We start from the raw sequence: 14,838 nt of genomic DNA, 5'->3' as shown, positions 1-14,838 counted from the left end.
ATTCCCCTCCCGGCAAGGATGTCGTCATGCTGCTTTCCCTTTCCTGGCTCCGCGAGTTCACGCCCTATGAGGGCACCGCCGAGGCGCTCGGCGACAGGCTGACCATGCTCGGCCTCGAGCTGGAGGACATCGTCAACCCCTTCGCCGACATCGCCGACATCCGCGTCGGCAAGGTGACGCTCTGCGAACCCCACCCCGATTCGGACCATCTCCACTGCTGCAAGGTGGACGTGGGCGATGACCAGATACTGGACATCGTCTGCGGCGCGCCCAATGTGGCCACCGGCCAGATCGTGCCCGTGGCCCTGGTGGGCACGCGCCTCCCGGACGGCACGGTCATCAAGAAGGCCAAGCTGCGCGGCCAGCCCTCCATGGGCATGATCTGCTCCGAGCGCGAGCTCGGCCTGAGCGACGCGCATGACGGCATCCTCGTGCTGCCCGAGGGGCTGCTGCCGGGTTCGCGCATGGTGGACGCGCTCGAGCTGGACCGCGAAGTGCTGGATATTTCCGTCACGCCCAACCGGGCGGACTGCCTCTCCGTGCTCGGCCTCGCGCGCGAGACGGCCATGGCCTTCAAGCTGCCCTTCAAGGTGCCGGAGCTGCCGCTCATCCTCGAGACGCAGGCGCCCCCCGTTGAAGTGCCCATCGACATCACCGACCCGGAGCTCTGCTGGCTCTATTCCGGCCGCGTCATCTCCGAAGTGAAGGTGGCGCCCTCGCCGGTAAAGGTGCGCTACCGCCTCTATGCCGTGGGCGTGCGCGCCATCTCCAATATCGTGGATGTGACCAACTACATCCTCTTTGAATGCGGCCAGCCGCTGCACTCCTTTGACCTCGACAAGCTCAGGGGCGGCCGCATCGTGGTGCGCCCGGCGGCCGAGGGCGAGCATTTCGTCACCCTCGACGGCAAGGAGCGCGTGCTCACCTCGCGCGACCTCTGCATCTGCGACGCCGAACGCCCCGTGGGCCTCGCCGGCGTCATGGGCGGCCAGAACACCGAGATCACGCCCGAAAGCCGTAACATCTTCCTCGAGAGCGCGGTCTTCCGCCCGCAGACCATCCGCCGCACCTCGCGGCGGCTCGGCCTTTCCTCCGAGGCTTCCTACCGCTTCGAGCGCGGCATCGACCAGCGGCGCACCGTCTGGGCGCTCGACCGGGCCTGCGCGCTCATGGCGCGGCTCGGCGGCGGCTTCGTGCGCCAGGGCTTTTCCGTGGCCGAGCCCAGGCCCTTCCGGCCCTGCCGCATTCCCTTCCGGCCCTCTCGCGCCGACGCCCTTCTGGGCGTGGACCTCAAGCCCGCCTTCTGCGCGGAGGCGCTCGAAAGCGTCGGCTGCGCGGTGGAAAAGGACAGCCCCGACGCCTGGACGGCCATCCAGCCCTCGTGGCGCCCGGACCTCACCCGCGAGGCCGACCTCATCGAGGAGGTGGGCCGCATCTACGGCCTCGACGCCATCGAGCCGGAGCTGCCACCCATGCGGCGGCGCCTCGACGCCGCCGGCGCGCCCGAAAGCCGCTTCGCCTTCTGGGGGCGCATCCGTGCGTGGGGGGCGGGCCTCGGGCTCAACGAGGCGGTCAATTACAGCTTTGTGGGGCACGGGGACCTTGACTTCCTCAGGCTCCCGGCCGGGGGGCGCATCTCCATCATGAACCCCCTCTCGGCCGACCTCGATGTGCTGCGTACGGCGCTCGCGCCGGGCCTGCTGCACGATTTGCGCAACAATCTCGCCCAGGGCGTGCAGGGGCTGCGCCTCTTCGAGCTCGCCAACATCTTTGAGGCCGACCCGGCCTCCGAGACCACGGCCCGCGAGACCGGCATGCTCGGCATCCTCCTCTACGGGCGCCGGCACGAGGCGGCGTGGCCGCATGCCGAGGCGGACATGGACTATGCCGACATCAAGGGCATGGTGGCCAACCTCCTCGGTTTCCTGCACCTGCCGGCGCCGGAGTGCCGCCAGGCCGAGGGCCATCCCTTCCTGCTGCCTGCCGTGGACATCCTTGTGGACGGGGAAAAGATCGGCGTCATGGGCCGGGTCGTACCGGCCATGGCCGCCGAGTTCCACGCGCGCAAGGCGGTGTGGCTCGCGGAGCTGAACCTGGAGACCCTGCGCCGCCTCCATGACAAGGTTGCCGTGACCTTCAGGACGCTCCCGGTCTATCCCCCGGTGCGCCGCGACATCACCGTCATCGCGCGGCCCGGGCTCGCCGTGGGCGAGGTTATCGAGGCGGTGCGCGGGCTCGGGCTGCCCCTGCTGGAAGACGTGGCCCTCGTGGACTGCTTCGAGCCGGAAGGCGACAAGGCGGACGGCGAGCGGCACCTCACCTTCCGCCTCACCTTCCGTCATGCAGACCGCACGCTCAACGACGCGGAGGTGGACAAGGTGCGGGCGAAGGTGGCAGAATCCCTCACCAGGCGGCTGGGCGTCCGCATCTAGCGCGGGCGCAAGCGCAAGCGCCGGGACAGGCCGGCGCCATCCGGCCGCGCCGGGGAGAATGGGGCGTGAAGCAAAAGACCTACCGCATCGGCGAAGCCGCCGAGCTGCTTGACCTCAAGACCCATGTGCTGCGCTTCTGGGAGAGCGAGTTCCCGCAGCTCGCCCCCCTGCGCACGGACAAGGGCCAGCGCCTCTATACCGAAAGCCATCTCGCCCTTTTGCGGCGCATCCGCCAGCTTTTGCACGAACAGGGCATGACCATCGAGGGCGCGCGCCGCGTGCTCGAGGGCAGCGCCGTGCTCGACGAGTCCGTGCCGGAGCGCGTGAGCGCCGTGCCCGACCCGGCCTTCATGCGCATGCTCCGGCAGGAGCTCGTGGCCGTGCGCGCGCTGCTCGTGCCCACGGAGGACGGCCGGCCATGATCCTTTCCCCCTCGCTGCTTTCCGCCGATTTTTCGCGCCTGGGCGAGCAGGTGGCAGCCCTCGAGGCCGCGGGAGTGCCCTGGCTGCATCTCGACATCATGGACGGCGCCTTTGTGCCCAACATCACCTTCGGCGCGCCGGTGGTGAAGGCCCTCAGGCCCTGCTGCGGCCTCTTTTTCGATGTGCACCTCATGGTGGAGGAGGCCGGCCGCTACCTGGAAGACTTCGCCGCGGCCGGCGCCGACCTGCTCGTCATCCATGTGGAGGCCGTGCGCCACGCTGAGCGCGCGCTTTCTGCCGTCCGCGGGCTGGGGGTCAAGGCCGGTCTCGCGCTCGACCCGGGCACGGACATTGCCGCCGCCCGCTGGCTCGCGCCGGACATCGACCTTTTGCTCATCATGGGCGTGAATCCCGGCTTTTCCGGGCAGTCCTTCCTGCCTGAGACCACGGCCAAGGTGCGCGCGGCGCGCGAAGCGCTGGACGCATGGGGGCGGCCAGAGGTGCCGGTGCAAGTGGACGGCGGCGTCTCGCTCAAGAACGCCGGGGAGCTTGTGGCCGCCGGGGCCGACATCCTCGTTTCGGGCTCGGCCTTTTTCCGCAATGCCGACTATGCGGCCGGGCTCGCCGCCTTCGCCGCCGCGGCCGAAGCCGGCCTTTCCCCAGAGATGCGGCGGCGCCCGGCCCTCGCCGCCGCGAAAGCCTGGCGGCACAAGGCCGGCCAGCAAGAAGGAAAATGACCATGCCGAGCCGCCGAGACTGCGCCAATGCCATCCGCGCCCTCGCCATCGACGCCATCGAAAAGGCCAAGTCCGGGCATCCCGGCGCGCCCTTGGGCATGGCCGACATGGCCGAAGCCCTCTGGCGGCACGGCTTCAGGCACAATCCCGCCGACCCGGCCTGGCCCGACCGCGACCGCTTCGTGCTCTCCAACGGGCACGCCTCCATGCTGCTCTATGCCGTGCTCAACCTTACGGGCTATGACCTCCCCATGGAGGAAATCAAGAATTTCCGCCAATGGGGTTCGGCCACGCCCGGCCACCCCGAGCGCGGGCTCACCCCGGGGGTGGAAATGACCACCGGCCCGCTCGGGCAGGGCATCGCCTCGGCCGTGGGCATGGCGCTCGCCGAGGCCATGCTGGCCGCGCAGTTCAATACGCCCGAATACACCATCGTCGATCACCGCACCTACGCCTTCTGCGGCGAGGGCTGCCTCATGGAGGGCGTCTCGCACGAGGCCTGCGCCCTGGCGGCGGCCTGGGGCCTCGGCAAGCTCACGGTGCTCTTCGACGCCAACGGCGTCTCCATCGACGGCAAGGTGGACGCCTGGTTCTGTGAAAATGTGGGCCAGCGTTACGCGGCCTACGGCTGGCAGGTCATCGGCCCGGTGGACGGCCATGACAGCGCGGCGCTGGACGCGGCGCTGGCCGCGGCCCGGGCGAACCTGCGGCGGCCCACTCTCATCATCTGCCATACGCATATCGGCTTCGGCTCGCCCAAGAAGGATTCGGCGGCGAGCCACGGCGCGCCCCTGGGCGCCGACGCCGCCGAGGCCACCAAGCGCGCCCTCGGCTGGACGGCGCCGCCCTTCGCGATCCCGGACGACATTCGCGCCGCCTGGGACGCGCGCGAGGAGGGCCGCGCCCTCGAAGCCGCCTGGGACGAGACCTTCGCGGCCTACCGCAAGGCGCACCCCGAGCTGGCGGCGGAATTTCTGCGCCGCATGAAGGGGGAACTCCCGGCGGACTGGCCGGATGTGTCGGCGCGCCTCATGGCGGCCGCCCAAGGCGCGGACGCGCCCGAAGCCACGCGCGTGGCCTCGCGCAAGGCGCTGGAGGTGCTGGTGCCGGCGCTCCCCGAGCTCATTGGCGGCTCGGCCGACCTTTCGGGCTCCGTGGGCACGCAGACCAAGGCCTCGGCCGCCCTTGACGCGGCCACCCATTGCGGCAACTACCTGTATTATGGCGTGCGGGAGTTCGGCATGGGCGCCATCATGAACGGCCTCGCCCTGCACGGCGGCTTCATCCCCTATGCGGGCACCTTCATGGCCTTTTCCGACCAGGCGCGCAATGCCCTGCGCCTTTCGGCCATCATGGGCCTGCGCGTCATCTGGGTCTTGACGCACGATTCCATCGGCGTGGGCGAGGACGGCGCCACCCACCAGCCCGTGGAGCAGATACCCACCCTGCGCATGGTGCCCAATCTCCATGTCTGGCGCCCCTGCGACGATGTGGAGACCGCCGTGGCCTGGCGCTCGGCGCTGGAATGCGCCACCACGCCCACCTGCCTCGCGCTGTCGCGCCAGAAGCTGCCGCAGATCCCGCGGGACGAGGCGCAGGTCAAGGCCATCGCCCGCGGCGGCTATGTGCTCAGGGACTGCGCGGGCGAGCCGGAGCTCATCCTCATGGCCACCGGCTCGGAAACCTCGCTCGCCGTGGGGGCGGCGGTGACGCTCACTGCCCGGGGCTATCGGGTGCGCGTGGTCTCCATGCCCTGCGCCGAGGTGTTCGACGCGCAGGACGAGGCCTGGCGCGAGAGCGTGCTCCCGGGCGGCGTGCGCTGCCGCATGGCCGTGGAGGCCGCCTCGCCCGGCTGGTGGCCCACCTATGTGGGCCTCGACGGCGAGATCATCGGCATGAAGGGTTTTGGCATGTCCGCGCCGGGCTCGGTATTGTTCGAGCGTTTCGGCTTCACGGCCGACAACGTGGTGGCCCGGGCGCTCGACCTGCTCGCGCGCCACGGCGTCAAGGCCCGCTGAGGCCCCGGGTTTTTTCGGCAGACTGGTTCCGCATAAACGTCAAGGAGGCATCATGTCCGTCAAGTCACTGCGCGATGTGGACTGCAAGGGCAAGACCGTGGTCATCCGCGAGGACCTCAACGTGCCCATGAAGGATGGCGTCATCACCAACGACAAGCGCATCCGCGCGGCGCTGCCCACCATCAAAATGGCGCTGGACAAGGGCGCGGGCGTCATCGTGCTTTCGCACCTCGGGCGCCCCACCGAGGGCGAATTTGAGGAGAAGTTCTCGCTCAAGCCCGTGGCCGCGCATCTCGGCAAGCTTTTGGGCAAGCCCGTGCGCATCGCCGTTTCGCCCGACGCAGCCAAGGCCGAGCCCGGGGAGGTCGTCCTCGTCGAGAACATCCGCTTCTTCAAGGGCGAGAAAAAGAACGACCCGACGCTGGCGAAAAAGCTCGCCTCCCTCGGCGACATCTATGTGATGGACGCCTTCGGCGCGGCCCACAGGGCGCATTCCTCCACCGAGGGCGCCGTGCGCGAGGCCGTCGTGGCCTGCGCCGGCCCGCTCATGGAGGCGGAGCTTTCCGCCTTCGCCAAGGTGCTCGACAAGCCCGCGCGGCCGCTGGTGGCGGTCATCGGCGGCTCCAAGGTGTCCACCAAGCTCGGGCTTCTGGACAACCTGCTCGCCAAGGTGGACAGCCTCATCGTGGGCGGCGGCATCGCCAACACCTTCCTGGCGGCGGCGGGCTACAACGTGGGCGCCTCGCTCTACGAGCCCGACCTCATCCCCGAAGCGAAAAAGATCATGGAAAACGCCAAGGCCCAGGGCAAGCAGTTGCCGCTGCCCGTGGACGTGGTGACGGCCAAGGCGCTGGAGCCCGGGCAGAAGGCCACGGTGCATTCCGTGGACGACGTGCCCGCGGACGAGATGATCCTCGACATCGGCCCCAAGACCGTGGCCCTCTATGAGAGCATCCTCGACAAGGCCGCCACCGTGGTCTGGAACGGCCCGGTGGGCGCCTTCGAGACCGAGCCTTTCGGCGCCGGCACCAAGGCGCTGGCCGAGGCGCTGGCCAAGAGCAAGGCCTTCGTGGTGGTGGGCGGCGGCGACTCCGTGGCCGCCGTGGAGGGCTACGGCCTCGCCGACAAGATGGGCTACATCTCCACGGGCGGCGGCGCCTCGCTGGAACTGCTCGAGGGCAAGGTGCTGCCCTCGGTGGCGGCGCTGGAAGCCCGCGCCGCCGGCTAGGCTTTTGCCACAGGCCCGCTTCTTCCCCTGCCTGTCCGTTTCCGCGGGCGGGCAGGGGCTCATATCTGTGGCGTGGGGCGGGTTCGCGCCGCCATTGTAAAAAAACTCTAAACATGCTCTCATGGGGAATCGGCGCCACGCCGGTTTCAGGAGAGAAACGATGAGCGAAGCAGAAAACACCCCCGGGTTCCGCTGCGGCTGGGTGGCCATCGCCGGCCCCCCCAATGCCGGCAAGTCCACCCTGCTCAACGCGCTTCTGGGCCAGAAAGTGACCATTGTCACGCCCAAGCCGCAGACCACGCGCAACCAGATCGTGGGCATCTTCACCGACTCCCGCGCGCAGATCATCTTCATGGATACGCCCGGCGTGGCGCAATTGCGCGGGCACCTGAGCAAGTCCATGATCCAGGCGGTATGGCAGAGCCTCAACCAGGCCAATGTCATCCTGCTCGTGCTCGACGCGCATCTCTATATCCGCCATCCCGAATATCTCGACCGCGACCTCGGGGCGCTCGGCCAGGCCATCGCGGAAGAGGAGCGGCCCACCATCGTGGTGCCCAACAAGGTGGACGTTTTCGGCGACAAGAGCCGCATGCTGCCCCTGCTCACGCGGGCGCACGAGCTGTGGCCGCGCGCCGAGATTTTCCCGGTCTCCGCGCAGAACGGCGACGGCCTCGTGGAACTTCGGGAGCTCATCGAGTCCAAACTGCCCGTGGGGCCGGCGCAGTTCCCCGAAGACCAGGTCTCCACGGCGCCCCTGCGCTTCATGGCCGCGGAGATCATCCGTGAAAAGCTCTTCCTCTACCTGCACCAGGAAGTGCCCTACGGCGTCGCCGTGGAGGTGGAAAGCTGGCAGGAAGACCCGGAGCGCGGCCTCACGGTCATCCACGCCGTCATCTATGTGGCGCGGCCGACGTACAAGTCCATGGTCATCGGCAAGGGCGGCGCGGGCATCAAGAAGATCGGCAGCGAGGCCCGCAAGGAGATCGCCGAGCTCATAGACGGCAAGGTGCACCTTGAGCTCTGGGTGAAGGTGCGCGAAAACTGGACGGAAGACGCGGCCTTTTTGCGCGAGCTCGAGCAGTCCTCCGGGGGGAGCGGGGAATGACCCCGGAGGATCTCGCCGGGCGCCTGCTCAAGGTGCGCGAGAGCCTGGCCCGGGCCTGCCGGGACAATGGCCGCCGGCCGGAAGATGTGCTGCTCGTGGCCGTGTCCAAGTTCCACCCCGCTTCGGACATCGCGGCCGTGGCCGCGGCCGGCCAGCGGGATTTTGGCGAGAACTACGTCCAGGAGGCGCTGGAAAAGCGGGCCGAGCTCGCGGACGACCCGGCGGCCGCGCGCATCCGCTGGCACATGATCGGCCATGTGCAAAGCCGCAAGGCCGCGCAGGTGGCCGGGGCCTTCGTGCTCATCCACACGCTCGACTCGGTGAAGCTGGCCGACGCGCTGGAGCGGCGCCTCGCCGTCACCGGCCAGCTCCAGCCGGTGCTCATGGAGATCAATATCGGCGCCGAGCCGCAGAAGGCCGGCGTCATGCCCGAGGCTGCCGAGGCGCTGGGCGCGCATGTGCTCGCCGCCTGCCCGCACCTCGAATTGCGCGGGCTCATGTGCCTGCCCCCGGTCTTTGACGCGGGCGAGGCGGCGCGGCCCTATTTCGCGCGCTTGAGGCGCCTCGGCGAAGACTTGCGCTCCAGCCTCGGCGTCGCCATGCCCGAGCTCTCCATGGGCATGAGCGGCGATTTTGCGGCGGCGGTGGCCGAGGGCGCCACCATCGTGCGCATCGGCACGGATATTTTCGGGCCGCGGCCCCTGAAGGCGCCCGCGCCCGTGGCATGATGGCTGCATGAACGACTGTGCGGGGCGCCCTGCGCTCCGCCCGAAGTTTGCCCGGAGAGGATGCCCATGGCGGCCAAGGACAAAGACAAGGAAGCGGCCCTGCCCGAGGGGCAGGCGGAAAAGCCGCGCAAGAAATCGCGCCTCAAGCGCCTGGTCATTATTTTGGCGATATTGCTGATGACGCTCGGCGGCGCGGGCATCGGCGCCTACTGGTGGCTCTTCCTGCGCACGCCCGTGGACGAGGTTCCGGCGGCGCCAGCCGAAGCCGGCGCCGAGGCGCCGCAGGGCGCGCCGGGCAAGGCTCCGGCGCCGGCAGCCCCGGGCGCGCCGGGCCAGCCCTCGCCGGGCGCGCGCATCGAGCGCCAGAGCGATTTACCGCGCAGCGGCGGCCTCGTGCTGCCCCTGCCGCCGGTGACGGTCAACCTTTCCGACCCGGGTGGCCGCCGCTACCTCAAGCTCGGCATGGAAGTGGAGGTGAACGCCGATGTTTCGGCCGAGCTCAAGGCCAACAGCGCGCGCATCCGCGACGCCGTCATCATGCTCCTCGCCGGGAAGTCCTATGGCGACATCTCCACGCCCGACGGCAAGGTGCTGCTCAAGGCGGAGATCGCGGCGAGGCTCAACCAGATCCTCGGGGCGCAAAGGGTCGTCAGGGTCTATCTGACAGATTTTGTGGTGGAATAGCATCCGTAGACGAGGTTGAACATGGCGCAGGACGATCAAGAAGCCCTGGCCGCACAGTGGGCGGCCCAGCTTGAAGGCGACGGCGGGGACCAGCCGGACCCGTTTGAAGCGGCCGCGGCCGCGGCGGCAGCCGCCCCGGACGACACCGGCGGCGCCAGCGCGGACGACGAGGCGCTGGCGGCCCAGTGGGCCGACGCCCTGGCCGCGGAAGAGGAGGAGCGCGGCCCCGCCACCTTTGGCAACGCCGCCTCCGGCGCGGGCACCAATCCCCGCGGGGGCACCTTCAGCTCCCAGGCGCAGGACGCCCATTTCCAGGACATGACCGAGATGTCGCGCCAGCCGCGCGACAACAAGCTCAAGCGCGAGCTCGACTTCATCCTCGACATCCCGCTGGATGTCTCGGCCGAGCTCGGGCGCACGCGCCTGCTCATTAACGAGCTCTTGCAGCTCGGCCAGGGCTCGGTGGTGGAGCTCAACAAGCTCGCCGGCGAACCGCTGGAGGTCTATGTCAACGGCAAGCTGGTGGCGCGCGGTGAGGCCGTGGTCATCAACGAGAAATTCGGCGTGCGCCTTACGGACATCATCAGCCCCATCGAAAGGGTGAAGCAGCTTGGCTGACGTGCGCGCGGACGCCGCGGTGAACGGCGGACTTTCCGGCAATTCCGTGCGCGGCATCGCCGACAATGTCGCCCCGCCGCCGGGCGTGACTGACGCCGCCCAGCCTGTCCCCTCGCCGGACTGGGGCGCGGCCACGGCCGGCGACATCGCCGACACGGTGCGCGCCGCCGCCGAAGAGATCCTCAAGGGGCTCGACCTCGCGCGGCACGCCGTGGGCGAATCCGTGGACGCGGCCTCGAGCATGGCCTTCGAGCGTGCCGCCGATGTGGCGCCGTCCGCCGCGGGCGGCCAGGCTCTCGGCCAGAGCGTCTTCAGCTGGGGCGGCTATGTGCAGGCCATCGGCATCCTCTGCCTGCTCCTGGCCGGGCTGTGGTTCGCGCTCTGGCTGGTGCGGCGGTACGGCCGCTTCAACTTTCTGCCCAGGCCCGGCGCGCTGCCGCGCGGCTCCCTCATCATGGAGGCGCAGATGCCCCTCGGGCCGCGCAAGGGCCTGATGGTGGTACGCTTCTTGAATACCCGATTGCTGCTGGGGGTCACGGAACAGCAGATATGCCTGCTCAAAGAGGAAGAAGTACACGATGCGCCGCGTGACAACGATTTTCAGGGGATCATGGAGCAAGCCCGCCGCGGCAGTGCTGCTGGCAACGGCCCTGACGGGCCTGCTGCCTGACGCCGCCTTCGCCGCGCAGGATCTCACGCTGCCCACCATGTCCCTCACCCTTGCCGGCGGTGCGCCCGAGCCCGGCAAGGTCTCCGTCCTGCTGGAGATCCTTTTCCTGCTCACCGTGCTCTCGGTGGCGCCGGCCATCATGCTCACGGTCACGAGCTTCACGCGCATCATCATCGTGTTCAGCTTTTTGCGCCAGGCCATGGGCGTGCAGCAATTGCCGCCCACGCAGATTTTGGCGAGCCTCGCCATTTTCATGACGGTGGTCATCATGTTCCCGGTGGGCAAGCGCATCAACGACGACGCCATCCAGCCCTACCTCAACGAGCAGATCGACTACAAGGTGGCGCTTGACCGGGCGCAGATCCCCTTGCGCAACTTCATGTTCAAGCACACGCGCGAAAAGGATCTCTCCATCTTCTATTCCATCTCGCAGATGGAGCTTCCGCGCAACAAGGACGAAGTGCCCACCATGATGCTCGCCGCGGCCTATGTGATAAGCGAGCTCAAGACCGCCTTCACCATCGGCTTTCTCATCTATATCCCCTTCCTGGTCATGGACATGGTGGTTTCCAGCGTCCTGCTCGCCATGGGCATGATGATGCTGCCGCCCATGATGGTCTCCATGCCGTTCAAGCTGCTGCTCTTTGTGATGGTGGACGGCTGGAACCTCCTGGTGGGCTCGCTCGTCAACAGTTTTCTTCTGTAACTCCCGGAGGACGCCATGACGCCAGAATTTGTCATCGGTTTCGGCAGGCAGGCCATCGAGCTCTGCCTCATGATGGCGCTCCCCATGCTGGGCGTGGGCCTCTGCGTGGGCGTTGTGGTGAGCATCATCCAGGCCGCCACGCAGATCCAGGAACAGACCCTGACCTTCATCCCCAAGATCATCTGCATGTTCATCGCCCTGTTGGTGGCGCTCCCCTGGCTCATGGAGCGCATGACCACCTTCACGAGGGACGTGTTCATCAATATCCCGCAGTACGTACAGTAGGCCTTTTCCCAAAGGACTGACGAAAAGTATCTCTGCTTGCGTCGGCCCCATGGCGGCCCGCGAACGGCACCTGTTTCGCAACACTGGAATCGCGTCCCTCATGGGGCGCTTTTTTTGTATATGGAGGAAAAACAAAGCCCCAATGTACTTTACCACGAGTACACAGAAAAAGTCTAGATTTTATTTATACTGCTTATTGAATATCTCTACTAAATATCTTCCCGTCCTCCGCTGACACAGATATTTTTTATTCCCTTGTCTTTCAACATATTGGCACTATATTTACAGATTTGCCCATTGCCTCACTATAGTTTCCCTGCCATTTACCGAACAGGATTTTGTGCGTGATGCCGCGCGGCCAGCCCCATGAGGATGGCCCCAGCCTGCGCCACATTGAGCGAGTCAAAGTCCCGCGCGAAGGGGATGCGGAGAAAGGCTGCGCAGCGCTTGGCAACGCCGGGCCTGAGCCCCTTGTCCTCATTGCCGAGCACGAGCACCGCGGGCAGCTCCATGGGCGTGGTGAAGGCGTCCACGCACGCGGCGCCCGCCGCCATCCCCGTTCCGTAGATGGCAAGGCCCGCCTCCTCGGCGCTGTCGAGGGCGTGCGCGAGGTTGGTCACCTGGGCCACGGGCAGCCGCTCCAGCGCGCCCGCGCCCGTGCGCCGCGCCGCCGGGCCGAGATAGGCGCTGTTGTGGCTCGGCACGAGCAGCCCGGCCCCGCCAAGCGCATAGAGCGTGCGGCAGAGGGTGCCCACATTGCCCGGGTCCTGCACTTGGTCGAGCGCCAGGAGCAGCGGCAGCGGCGCCTCGGGCACGGACTGGAGCAGCGCCTCGAGGCTTGTGAATTCCGTGGCCGCAAGCCGCGCGGCCACGCCCTGATGCGCCACGGCATGCCCGCGGCGCGGCCGCCCGCACAGGCGGTCGAGGGTGGCGGCGTCCACCGCGTTGCAGCGGATGCCGTGCTTGCGGCACAGGCGGCGCACCTCGTCCGCATCGGGGCCCGCGAGCCCCTTGCGGCAATAGACCTGGCTGACGCGCTGGGGCGTGGCGGCCAAAAGTTCCAGCACGGGCTTCATGCCCGGGAGGAGCAGGGATCCATCCGCGCCTTCGGTGGGCGCGGCATGCGGGGCATGTTCGGAAGTGACGTTCGCCATAGGAACTCCGTTGGCTTGGGCCGCAGGCGCGGCAAGGGAAAAACGGGGATTTCCGGCTCTCTACGCACCTTTGCGCGGGATGGCAAGCGCCGAAGAACAGCCAGCGCCGCGGACAGCGGCGCCGGCATGGGAGAGCAGCAGGGTCCACATCTGCTGGGGAGCGGAGAAATGGTACAGCGAAAACGCCGGTTCCGGCCGGCGGTCCTGGGTCTCGTCTTTTGCGCGCTCTGTCTTGTGCTCACGGGCTGCGGCGCCCGCAAGGGCGCCTCGCCGGAAGTGGCCATGCCCGGCGTCATCGTGCCGGAAAGCGGCGCCGACCCGCTCACCCAGACGGAGATGAGCGCCCTCAGGTCCACGGGCCATATCGACAGGGATGTGCCCGACCAGGCCATGGCCGACGTGGCGCTCCAGTACAAGTATTTCCTGCGCAAGGGCCGGCAGACCATGTGCACCTTCTCCAAGCGCTCGGAGCAGTACCTGGACTATGCGCGGCAGGTGTTCCGCTCGCGCGGGATGCCCGAGGAGCTCGCCAATCTCGCCATCGTGGAGAGCGGCTACCGGGCCGACGCCCAGTCCCCGGCGGGCGCGGCGGGCGCGTGGCAGTTCATGCCCGGCACGGGCACCCGCTATGGCCTTCGGCAGGACTGGTGGACGGACGAGCGCCTCGACCCCTACAAGGCCACGGAAGCCGCGGCCGACTATCTGCAGAAGCTGCACAACGATTTCGGCGACTGGCCCACGGCCATCGCGGCCTACAATGCGGGCGAGGGCAAGATGAGCCGCGCCAAGCAGGGCACGGGCGGGCGCAACTTCTTCGAGGTCAAGGCGCTCAACCACACTCTCGACGAGAAGGCGCAACTGCGCGAAGAGACCAAGCAATATGTGCCGCGCTTCATGGCCGTCACCAAGATCATGCGCAACCTGCCCCAGCTGGGCTTCGAGCCCATCCAGCCGGAAAAGACGCCGGGCGTGCTGCGCTTCACGGCCCAGCCCGGCACCGACCTCGGGGCCTTTTCCAAGGCCTGCAACCTGAGCTGGCCCGAATTTGCGAGCTACAACCGGCACCACAAACGCCGCATCACCTGCACGGACCACACGACCTTCGTCTATGTGCCCCTGCGCTCGCAGCAGCAGGCACAGCAATATCTCTGCACCGCCCAGCCGGCGAACTATGCGGGCTGGGGCCCGGTCACGGTGGCGAGCTCCGCTGACAGCTGGGAAAAGCTGAGCCGCCGCGCCAACGTGCCCGTGGAGCGCCTCAAGGCCGTGAATCCCGAGGTCGCCAGGCTCAAGGCCGGCCAGACCATCCTCGCGCCCAAGGGCGTCAACATGTCCAAGTCCGCCGTGGCCGCCCTTGACGGAAAGGCGGCCAAGGGCGCGAAGTCGGCGAAGGGCGAGAAGGCCGGCAAGTGCGTCCAGAAAGCGCCGGCAGGGCAGGCAGGCGCGGCCGCGCTGGCCGTGGCAGCCGGCGAGCATACGCTTCAGGCCAATGAAACGCTCTATGCCGTGGCGAGGAAATACAATGTCAGCGTGGCCGCCCTTCAGGAGCACAACGGCATCCAGGATCCGGGCAGGCTGCGCCAGGGCCATGTGCTGCGCATCCCCGGTACGGCCGGCAAGTCTCAGGCCAAAGCGCCCACGGCGGGCGCGAGCGGCAGCATCGGCAAGAAAAAGCCGTCCAAGGCCACCTATACCGTGCAGGCCAATGACAATCTCTGGAAGATCGCGCGTAAGCACAATGTGAGCGTGGACGACCTCAAGCGCTGGAACCGGGTGGATGAAAAGAGCCTGCGCTCCGGGGCGCGCCTCGTGGTGGCGGAGGAATAGGCCCGCAACGTCGCGCCCGGCGGTGGTTTGCGGGTCGTTGAAAAAAGTTTGAAAAATTCCCTTGACAGGGATGGTGTGCGAACCTATTTTAGCACTCCGCGCCGAGAACCGGGGCAAGTGAAAAAATTTTCGCAAGGCCCCTTGACAAGGGCGGGAATCGGACGCATATAACGCGTCGCGCCGCGAAAAGGCGGCGGTGGTTCATTGACAAGTGAATAGCG

General features: G+C 67.8%; 14 protein-coding genes. 13 read left to right on the top strand and 1 reads right to left on the bottom strand.

All coding sequences use genetic code 11. The features are described 5' to 3' along the window. Nucleotides 1–26 precede the first annotated feature (26 nt). From pheT to fliQ, 12 genes are all read left to right on the top strand, one after another. The gene (gene pheT, locus G7Y54_RS10495; RefSeq protein WP_165079412.1) at nt 27–2,432 is read left to right on the top strand and encodes a phenylalanine--tRNA ligase subunit beta; all 2,406 of its coding nucleotides are present in this window, start codon (nt 27–29) and stop codon (nt 2,430–2,432) included. Between the two features lie 65 nt (nt 2,433–2,497). After that, the gene (locus tag G7Y54_RS10490) at nt 2,498–2,854 is read left to right on the top strand and encodes a MerR family transcriptional regulator (RefSeq protein WP_165079413.1); all 357 of its coding nucleotides are present in this window, start codon (nt 2,498–2,500) and stop codon (nt 2,852–2,854) included. Next, nucleotides 2,851–3,591 carry a ribulose-phosphate 3-epimerase gene (gene rpe / locus G7Y54_RS10485; RefSeq protein WP_165079414.1) on the top strand — a complete coding sequence of 247 codons (741 nt, stop codon included), beginning with the start codon at nt 2,851–2,853 and terminating at the stop codon, nt 3,589–3,591. The genes G7Y54_RS10490 and rpe overlap by 4 nt, the downstream gene beginning before the upstream one ends. 2 nt (nt 3,592–3,593) lie before the next feature. Beyond that, entirely contained in the window at nt 3,594–5,609 is a 2,016-nt protein-coding gene (gene tkt, locus G7Y54_RS10480) for a transketolase (RefSeq protein WP_165079415.1), read from the top strand. A gap of 52 nt (nt 5,610–5,661) precedes the next feature. Beyond that, the gene (locus G7Y54_RS10475) at nt 5,662–6,837 is read left to right on the top strand and encodes a phosphoglycerate kinase (RefSeq protein WP_165079416.1); all 1,176 of its coding nucleotides are present in this window, start codon (nt 5,662–5,664) and stop codon (nt 6,835–6,837) included. Nucleotides 6,838–6,997: 160 nt separating this feature from the next. After that, nucleotides 6,998–7,945: a GTPase Era gene (gene era, locus G7Y54_RS10470; RefSeq protein ID WP_165079417.1), complete on the top strand. Its 948-nt coding sequence runs from the start codon at nt 6,998–7,000 to the stop codon at nt 7,943–7,945. Beyond that, nucleotides 7,942–8,673, top strand: a complete 732-nt coding sequence (locus G7Y54_RS10465; protein ID WP_165079418.1) for a YggS family pyridoxal phosphate-dependent enzyme — start codon at nt 7,942–7,944, stop codon at nt 8,671–8,673. The genes era and G7Y54_RS10465 overlap by 4 nt, the downstream gene beginning before the upstream one ends. A 66-nt stretch (nt 8,674–8,739) precedes the next feature. After that, nucleotides 8,740–9,357, top strand: a complete 618-nt coding sequence (locus G7Y54_RS10460) for a flagellar basal body-associated FliL family protein (protein WP_165079419.1) — start codon at nt 8,740–8,742, stop codon at nt 9,355–9,357. A gap of 21 nt (nt 9,358–9,378) precedes the next feature. Next, complete coding sequence (gene fliN, locus G7Y54_RS10455) at nt 9,379–9,975, top strand: flagellar motor switch protein FliN (protein WP_165079420.1); 597 nt, start codon at nt 9,379–9,381, stop codon at nt 9,973–9,975. A 1-nt stretch (nt 9,976) separates the two neighbouring features. Further along, on the top strand, nt 9,977–10,645 hold the full coding sequence (gene fliO / locus G7Y54_RS12695) for a flagellar biosynthetic protein FliO (RefSeq protein ID WP_241159467.1): 669 nt from the start codon (nt 9,977–9,979) through the stop codon (nt 10,643–10,645). 37 nt (nt 10,646–10,682) lie between these two features. Further along, entirely contained in the window at nt 10,683–11,351 is a 669-nt protein-coding gene (fliP, locus tag G7Y54_RS10445) for a flagellar type III secretion system pore protein FliP (protein WP_165079432.1), read from the top strand. Nucleotides 11,352–11,366: 15 nt separating this feature from the next. Continuing rightward, nucleotides 11,367–11,636 (top strand): flagellar biosynthesis protein FliQ, encoded by a 270-nt coding sequence (gene fliQ / locus G7Y54_RS10440; protein ID WP_165079421.1) that lies wholly within the window; start codon nt 11,367–11,369, stop codon nt 11,634–11,636. A 323-nt stretch (nt 11,637–11,959) separates the two neighbouring features. Here the strand turns inward: fliQ and G7Y54_RS10435 are convergent, their stop codons facing one another. Beyond that, nucleotides 11,960–12,790, bottom strand: a complete 831-nt coding sequence (locus tag G7Y54_RS10435; RefSeq protein WP_165079422.1) for an RNA methyltransferase — start codon at nt 12,788–12,790, stop codon at nt 11,960–11,962. A 168-nt stretch (nt 12,791–12,958) separates the two neighbouring features. On the opposite strand from G7Y54_RS10435, the gene G7Y54_RS10430 reads away from it, so the two are divergent. Continuing rightward, on the top strand, nt 12,959–14,617 hold the full coding sequence (locus G7Y54_RS10430) for a lytic transglycosylase domain-containing protein (RefSeq protein ID WP_165079423.1): 1,659 nt from the start codon (nt 12,959–12,961) through the stop codon (nt 14,615–14,617). Nucleotides 14,618–14,838 lie beyond the last annotated feature (221 nt).

It is taken from the genome of Desulfovibrio sp. ZJ746 (genome assembly GCF_011039155.1).
Classification (GTDB): Bacteria; Desulfobacterota; Desulfovibrionia; order Desulfovibrionales; family Desulfovibrionaceae; genus Desulfovibrio.
This window is presented reverse-complemented; position numbering and strand designations above follow the sequence as displayed.

Coding starts and splice junctions, on each gene's coding strand:
- pheT (WP_165079412.1), top strand. CDS start 27: ATGCTGCTTTCCCTTTCCTGGCTCCGCGAGTTCACGCCCTATGAGGGC.
- rpe (WP_165079414.1), top strand. CDS start 2,851: ATGATCCTTTCCCCCTCGCTGCTTTCCGCCGATTTTTCGCGCCTGGGC.
- tkt (WP_165079415.1), top strand. CDS start 3,594: ATGCCGAGCCGCCGAGACTGCGCCAATGCCATCCGCGCCCTCGCCATC.
- G7Y54_RS10475 (WP_165079416.1), top strand. CDS start 5,662: ATGTCCGTCAAGTCACTGCGCGATGTGGACTGCAAGGGCAAGACCGTG.
- era (WP_165079417.1), top strand. CDS start 6,998: ATGAGCGAAGCAGAAAACACCCCCGGGTTCCGCTGCGGCTGGGTGGCC.
- G7Y54_RS10465 (WP_165079418.1), top strand. CDS start 7,942: ATGACCCCGGAGGATCTCGCCGGGCGCCTGCTCAAGGTGCGCGAGAGC.
- G7Y54_RS10460 (WP_165079419.1), top strand. CDS start 8,740: ATGGCGGCCAAGGACAAAGACAAGGAAGCGGCCCTGCCCGAGGGGCAG.
- fliN (WP_165079420.1), top strand. CDS start 9,379: ATGGCGCAGGACGATCAAGAAGCCCTGGCCGCACAGTGGGCGGCCCAG.
- fliP (WP_165079432.1), top strand. CDS start 10,683: ATGTCCCTCACCCTTGCCGGCGGTGCGCCCGAGCCCGGCAAGGTCTCC.
- fliQ (WP_165079421.1), top strand. CDS start 11,367: ATGACGCCAGAATTTGTCATCGGTTTCGGCAGGCAGGCCATCGAGCTC.
- G7Y54_RS10435 (WP_165079422.1), bottom strand. CDS start 12,790: ATGGCGAACGTCACTTCCGAACATGCCCCGCATGCCGCGCCCACCGAA.
- G7Y54_RS10430 (WP_165079423.1), top strand. CDS start 12,959: ATGGTACAGCGAAAACGCCGGTTCCGGCCGGCGGTCCTGGGTCTCGTC.